The sequence below is a fragment of the Streptomyces alkaliphilus genome (assembly GCF_014141535.1).
In the GTDB taxonomy this organism is placed as follows: Bacteria; Actinomycetota; Actinomycetes; order Streptomycetales; family Streptomycetaceae; genus Streptomyces; species Streptomyces alkaliphilus.
This window is the reverse complement of record NZ_VKHT01000204.1, coordinates 1-6,375: the sequence shown is the minus strand read 5'-3', so window position 1 is coordinate 6,375 and position 6,375 is coordinate 1. Positions and strand designations below refer to the sequence as shown.

Annotated in this window: 5 protein-coding genes; 4 read left to right on the top strand and 1 reads right to left on the bottom strand. The window is 72.7% G+C overall.

The annotated features are described in order from the left end of the window. The first annotated feature begins 53 nt into the window (after positions 1-53). From ilvN to serA, 3 genes are all read left to right on the top strand, one after another. The gene (ilvN, locus tag FNQ90_RS09210) at positions 54-578 is read left to right on the top strand and encodes an acetolactate synthase small subunit (RefSeq protein ID WP_143618049.1); all 525 of its coding nucleotides are present in this window, start codon (positions 54-56) and stop codon (positions 576-578) included. Positions 579-741: 163 nt separating this feature from the next. After that, entirely contained in the window at positions 742-1,740 is a 999-nt protein-coding gene (gene ilvC, locus FNQ90_RS09205) for a ketol-acid reductoisomerase (protein ID WP_143618047.1), read from the top strand. A gap of 223 nt (positions 1,741-1,963) precedes the next feature. Continuing rightward, complete coding sequence (gene serA / locus FNQ90_RS09200; protein WP_182605917.1) at positions 1,964-3,556, top strand: phosphoglycerate dehydrogenase; 1,593 nt, start codon at positions 1,964-1,966, stop codon at positions 3,554-3,556. Between the two features lie 327 nt (positions 3,557-3,883). Here serA and FNQ90_RS09195 read toward each other — a convergent pair whose 3' ends face one another. Continuing rightward, complete coding sequence (locus FNQ90_RS09195; RefSeq protein ID WP_323379853.1) at positions 3,884-5,170, bottom strand: PucR family transcriptional regulator; 1,287 nt, start codon at positions 5,168-5,170, stop codon at positions 3,884-3,886. A 245-nt stretch (positions 5,171-5,415) separates the two neighbouring features. Between FNQ90_RS09195 and FNQ90_RS09190 the strand changes: the two genes are divergently transcribed. Then, positions 5,416-6,342 carry a proline dehydrogenase family protein gene (locus tag FNQ90_RS09190; protein WP_182605915.1) on the top strand — a complete coding sequence of 309 codons (927 nt, stop codon included), beginning with the start codon at positions 5,416-5,418 and terminating at the stop codon, positions 6,340-6,342. Positions 6,343-6,375: the final 33 nt, after the last annotated feature.

Genomic DNA, 6,375 nt, shown 5'->3' with positions numbered 1-6,375 from the left:
TGTATAAGAGACAGCGACCCCATCCCGGGGGTCAGGAAGTTCAGGAAGCAGCCATGTCCAAGCACACGCTCTCCGTTTTGGTGGAGAACAAGCCGGGGGTCCTGGCCCGGATCACCTCGTTGTTCTCCCGTCGTGGCTTCAACATCGACTCCCTCGCGGTCGGCACCACCGAGCACCCGGAGATCTCCCGGATCACCATCGTGGTCGGCGTCGAGGACCTGCCGCTGGAGCAGGTGACCAAGCAGCTCAACAAGCTCGTCAACGTGCTGAAGATCGTCGAGCTGGATCCGGCCTCGGCCGTCCGCCGTGAACTGGTCCTGGTGAAGGTCCGGGCGGACAACGAGAGCCGCTCGCGGATCATCGAGATCGTCCAGCTGTTCCGTGCCAAGACCGTGGACGTCTCGCCGGAGGCGGTGACCGTGGAGGCCACCGGCAGCAGCGAGAAGCTGGAGGCGATGCTGCGGATGCTGGAGCCCTTCGGGATCAAGGAGCTGGTCCAGTCCGGCACGATCGCCATCGGTCGCGGCGCCCGTTCCATCACCGACCGTTCGCTGCGAGCCCTGGAGCGCAGCGCCTGAGACGCCGGCGGCCCCGGACGCGCCGCGGCCGGGGCCGCGAGAACCCTCGAACACCCGACCGGACCGCATGGCGAGACCGGCGCCCCCACCACCACCCGCACGTCCTACGGTGGTCCGCACGCGGCGGACCCCGCCCGGGCGAGAACCAAGGAGAAGAACCGAAGTGGCCGAACTGTTCTACGACGACGACGCCGACCTGTCCATCATCCAGGGCCGCAAGGTCGCGGTCCTGGGCTACGGCAGCCAGGGACACGCGCACGCGCTCTCGCTGCGGGACTCGGGCGTCGACGTCCGGGTCGGCCTGCCGGAGGGCTCCCGCTCCCGGGTGAAGGCCGAGGAGCAGGGCCTGCGCGTCACCACGCCGGCCGAGGCCGCCGCGGAGGCGGACGTCATCATGATCCTGGTCCCGGACCCGGTGCAGGCCAAGGTCTACGAGGAGTCCGTGAAGGACAACCTGAAGGACGGGGACGCCCTGTTCTTCGGCCACGGCTTCAACATCCGGTTCGGCTTCATCAAGCCCCCGGCCGGCGTCGACGTCTGCATGGTCGCCCCCAAGGGCCCCGGCCACCTGGTGCGCCGCCAGTACGAGGAGGGGCGCGGCGTGCCCTGTATCGTCGCGGTCGAGCAGGACGCGACCGGTAACGGTTTCGCCCTCGCCCTGTCCTACGCCAAGGGCATCGGCGGCACCCGGGCCGGCGTCATCAAGACCACCTTCACCGAGGAGACCGAGACCGACCTCTTCGGCGAGCAGGCCGTGCTGTGCGGTGGCACCGCCGCGCTGGTCAAGGCCGGCTTCGAGACGCTGGTGGAGGCCGGCTACCAGCCGGAGATCGCCTACTTCGAGTGCCTGCACGAGCTGAAGCTCATCGTGGACCTCATGTACGAGGGCGGCCTGGAGAAGATGCGGTGGTCCATCTCGGAGACCGCCGAGTGGGGCGACTACGTCACCGGCCCGCGCATCATCACCGACGCCACCAAGGCCGAGATGCGCAAGGTGCTCGAGGAGATCCGGGACGGCTCCTTCGCCCGCACCTGGATGGCCGAGTACGAGGCCGGTCTGCCGAAGTACAACGAGTACAAGAAGGCCGACGGGGACCACCTGCTGGAGAGCACCGGCAAGGAGCTCCGGAAGCTGATGAGCTGGGTGGACGACGAGCGCTGACGCTCCGTCACACCTTCGGGTGAATTCCCGGTGAGGGCCGGGTGGATTTCACCGGGCGGTGGTCCCGTTTGTGGGTGACCGGGACCACCGCCCCGCCGATACACTGCACTGCGAAGCGCGTCACAGGCTCACAGCGTCGTGCGTCTCCACGCGGCTGCCCACCTCCACTTCCTTCGGCCGTCGGGACGCGGCCCCCCGCAGAGGACAAGCGAGGACTGACCAAGTGAGCAAGCCTGTCGTACTCATCGCCGAGGAACTCTCCCCCGCCACGGTGGAGGCCCTGGGGCCGGACTTCGAGATCCGCCGGTGCAACGGCGCCGATCGGGCCGAGCTGCTGGACGCCATCCGCGAGGCCGACGCGATCCTGATCCGCAGCGCCACCCGGGTCGACGCCGAGGCCATCGCCGCCGCCGGCCGGCTGCGCGTGGTCGCCCGGGCCGGTGTCGGCCTGGACAACGTGGACGTCTCCGCCGCCACCAAGGCCGGCGTCATGGTGGTCAACGCGCCCACCTCCAACATCGTCACCGCCGCCGAGCTGGCCTGTGGTCTGATCCTCGCCACCGCCCGCAACATCCCGCAGGCCAACGCCGCGCTGAAGAACGGCGAGTGGAAGCGGAGCAGGTACACCGGCGTGGAGCTGTCGGAGAAGACCCTCGGCGTGGTCGGCCTGGGCCGCATCGGCGTGCTGGTCGCCCAGCGGATGTCCGCCTTCGGCATGAAGGTCGTCGCCTACGACCCCTATGTCCAGCCCGCGCGCGCCGCCCAGATGGGCGTCAAGCTGCTCTCCCTGGACGAGTTGCTCACCGTCTCCGACTTCATCACCGTGCATCTGCCGAAGACCCCCGAGACCCTCGGGCTGATCGGCGACGAGGCGCTGCACAAGGTCAAGCCGGATGTGCGGATCATCAACGCCGCGCGCGGCGGCATCGTCGACGAGGCCGCCCTGCACAGCGCCATCAAGGAGGGCCGGGTCGCCGGCGCCGGCCTGGACGTCTTCGCGGTCGAGCCGTGCACCGACTCCCCGCTCTTCGAGTTCGACACCGTGGTCGCCACCCCGCACCTGGGCGCCTCCACCGGTGAGGCGCAGGAGAAGGCGGGCGTCGCCGTGGCCCGCTCCGTGCGCCTGGCCCTCGCCGGGGAACTGGTCCCGGACGCCGTCAACATCCAGGGCGGGGTCATCGCCGAGGACGTCCGGCCCGGCCTGCCGCTGGCCGAGAAGCTCGGCCGGATCTTCACCGCCCTCGCCGGCGGGGTCGCCCAGCGCCTCGACGTCGAGGTGTGCGGCGAGATCACCCAGCACGACGTGAAGATCCTGGAGCTCTCCGCGCTCAAGGGCGTCTTCGAGGACGTGGTCGCCGAGACCGTCTCCTACGTCAACGCGCCGCTGTTCGCGCAGGAGCGCGGTGTGGAGGTGCGGCTGACCACCAGTTCCGAGTCCCCGGACCACCGCAACGTCATCACCGTGCGCGGCACCCTCACCGGTGGTGAGGAGGTGGCGATCTCCGGCACCCTGGCCGGCCCCAAGCACCAGCAGAAGATCGTCGGTGTCGGGGAGCACACCCTGGACCTGGCGCTCACCGACCACATGGCCTTCTTCCGCTACACCGACCGGCCCGGTGTGGTCGGCACCCTGGGCCGGATCCTGGGCGCCGCCGAGATCAACATCGCCGGCATGCAGGTCTCCCGCGCCGAGGAGGGCGGTGACGCGCTGATCGCGCTGACCCTGGACCACTCCATCCCGCCGGCCGTGCTCACCGAGATCGCGGAGGAGATCGGCGCCCGTTCGGCCCGCGGCGTCAACCTCGCCACCGACTGAGTCGGACCGGACCGGCCGGCCTCCCCCGATCCCGGGAGGCCGGTCGGTCCGGAACGGGCCCCGCGGCCCCGCCGCCCCTTCCCGGGGTCGGCGGGGCCGCGGGCGTTCGGGGCATCCCGGGGCCGGCCGGATCCGGGATGCCCGACACCACCCGGGCGGGGGAGGAGAGCCCACCAACCGGCTCGCCCCGTGCCCCGTGCCGCGGCTGTCGATCCCCCCGGACCGTGCCGCCCGGAGCCGCCCCGGGGGCGGAGCGCCCGATCGCGTGGTCCGGGGCCGGGCCCAACCCCTCCGGCGGGCCGGATGCCGGGCACCGGCCCGGCGCGGTCAGGTGGCCCCGTGGAGACGGGCGGCCTTCAGCGCCATGTGCAGCAGCAGACGGTCCCGGCCGTCGGCGACCCGCAGTCCGGTCAACTCCTCCACCCGCGACAGGCGGTAGTACAGGGTCTGCCGGTGGATCCCCAGTTCCCTGGCGGTGTCCCCGGCCCGTCCGGCGAGGTCCAGCCACACCTCCGCCGTGCGGGCCAACTCCCGGTGGGCGGGACGCAGCAGGTCCCGGACCGCCGGATCCGGTGGTCCGGGCGGCAGGGAGGTCAGCAGGCGGTGCGCCCCCAACGCGGACCACTCGGCCACCGGGCCCTCGCGGGACTCGACCGTCGCGACCCCGGCGGCGGCCACCGCCCGGCGCCACGCGGCGGGCCACCCGGCCGGGCCGGCGGGGTCCGGTTCCCACCCGGGGCCCGCCTCCCGGGAATCCGTACCGGCCGGATCGGCGGCCGGCACACCGCGGCAGGTCGCGATCCCCGCGCGGGCCGCCCGACGCTCCGGCTCGGGCAGTCGCCCCATGGCCGCCTCCACGGCCTCCCGGGCCGGAGCGGTCGACGGCTCCGCCCGGTGCTCGCGCAGCCGCACCAGGAGGGCGAGCGCCGGCCGGGTGTCCGTGCCTGGGTCGCCGGGCAGCCGGATGCCGTTCCCCGACCCGGGCAGCACCGTCGCGGCGAGTACCGGCGCGACCGGGCCGGCGGGGTCCGCGTCCAGCGGCCACGGGCGCACCGCCACCAGTGCCACCGGCCCCTCGACGACCGTGCCCAGGGCCTCCGTCACCGCCGCCACGGCGCCGGGGCGGGCCGCTCGGGGGGCCGTCAACAACCGTCGCAGCGCCTCCGCCGGCCGGGCGCCGGGCCGGGCCCTGGCTCCCAGGGAGGCGCCGATCCGCGCGGCGATCGCCATCGCCGCCGGCATGCGCGGGTCCTCCGGGGACAGGCTGCCGTCGTCCAGCAGCCACACGTACCCCCGCACCACGCCCCGATGGCGGGCCGGGAGGCAGATTCGCCCGGTGATAACCCCCGCCGCCGGGTCCGCCGGGATGCGCACCGGCCCGGTCGCCCGCGTGATGCCGAACCCCTCGAACCAGCGCCGCACCTCGGCGGGGGAGCTGCGACTGAGGATGGTGCGGGTTCGCACCGGGTCCACCACGGTCTCGTCCACCCCGGAGTGGGAGGCGAAGGCGATCAGCGAGAAATCCCGCGCCTCCAGGGTCGCCGGGGTGCGCAGAAGCCGGGAGATCTCGTCGACCAACGCCTGGTGGTCCTCGTCCCGCAGGGGATCGCTCACGTGCCGTGCCGCCGTTTCCGTTCGTGCCCGGGGCGTTCCGCCCCGCGTCGCGGGCGTGTCACCGCCCGGTCGCCCCCTCATTGTCGTACAGATGTATGGGAAACCCCCGCCGGCTCGTGACAGCTGTCCGTGGGCGGTGTCCCGCGCGACTCCCTACAGTCCGGGGAGTCGGTTCCGTCCGGGGCGTCCGTGCCCGTCGGACGGCACCGAGGCGTCACCCACCGCTCGTTCCGTGGAGGTGCCCGTTGCTGGGACCCGTACTGCACGTCGCCTCGCGCAGCGACACCATCCGCCGCGTCGTCTCGACCACCCCCGTGACCCGTCCGGTGGTTGACCGTTTCGTCGCCGGCGAGCGCCTGGACCAGGCCGTGGCGGCGGTTCGCTCACTGACCGGGCGGAACCTCGAGGTCACCCTGGACCACCTCGGTGAGGACGTCACCGACCCCGCCGAGGCCCTGCGCGCCCGGGACGCCTACCTGGCGCTGGCCGAGGCGCTGGGGAAGGAGGGGCTGGGCGAGCGGGCCGAGATGTCGGTCAAGCTCTCCGCCTTCGGCCAGGCACTGCCCGGCGGCCACGACCTGGCACTGGCCAACGTGCTGCCCGTCGTCGAGGCGGCCCACGCCGCCGGCACCACCGTCACGCTGGACATGGAGGACCACACCACCGTGGACTCCACCCTGGCGATCCACGCCGAGCTGCGCCGCCGCTTCCCGGCGACCGGGGCGGTGCTCCAGAGCTGTCTGCTGCGCACCGAGGACGACTGTCGTGCCCTGGCCGGGGAAGGATCCCGGGTGAGGCTGGTCAAGGGGGCCTACCGGGAGCCCGCCGAGGTGGCGTACCAGGACAAGCATCTGGTGGACCGCGCCTACGTGCGGTGCCTGCGGCTGCTGATGACGGGCGACGGGTACCCCATGATCGGCTCCCACGACCCGCGGATGATCGCCATCGCGCAGGAGCTGGCCCGGCGCGTGGGGCGCTCGCCGCGGTCCTACGAATTCCAGATGCTCTACGGCATTCGCGAGGCCGAGCAGGTGCGGCTGGCGGAGGCCGGGCACCGCGTGCGGGTCTACGTGCCCTACGGCACCGACTGGTACGGGTACTTCATGCGGCGGCTCGCCGAGCGCCCGGCCAACGTGGCCTTCTTCCTGCGCTCGTTCGTCTCGCGCGGCTGATCCCTGTCCTTCGACCCCGCCCCGAAGCCGTCC

What these genes read in the sequence shown, in the direction of transcription:
- ilvN (WP_143618049.1), top strand. Translation starts at nt 54, where the DNA reads ATGTCCAAGCACACGCTCTCCGTTTTGGTGGAGAACAAGCCGGGGGTC.